1 protein-coding gene is annotated in these 216 nt (G+C 55.6%); it reads left to right on the top strand.

What is annotated here, in order from left to right; all coding sequences use genetic code 11:
* Positions 1-216, top strand: a 216-nt coding sequence (locus AACY52_RS32075) for a DDE-type integrase/transposase/recombinase (protein WP_339561653.1), incomplete at both ends; no start/stop codon positions are given.

Raw genomic sequence — 216 nt, 5'->3', positions numbered from 1 at the left:
GGAAGCCTCAAGGATTGCTATTCCACTCCGATCAAGGCTCGCAATATGGAAGCCGGAGTTTTCGCCAGCGCCTTTGGCGATATCGCATACGTCAGAGCATGAGCCGGCGAGGAAATTGTTGGGATAATGCGCCGATGGAGCGGGTGTTCAGGAGCCTGAAAACCGAGTGGATACCGACCATGGGCTACACGACGGTCCAACAAGCTCAGCGGGATA

Source organism: Pseudomonas sp. EA_65y_Pfl1_P113 (assembly GCF_963970525.1).
In the GTDB taxonomy this organism is placed as follows: domain Bacteria; phylum Pseudomonadota; class Gammaproteobacteria; order Pseudomonadales; family Pseudomonadaceae; genus Aquipseudomonas; species Aquipseudomonas tritici.
The sequence above is the reverse complement of the archived record's forward strand: the minus strand, read 5'-3'. Positions and strand labels throughout refer to the sequence as shown.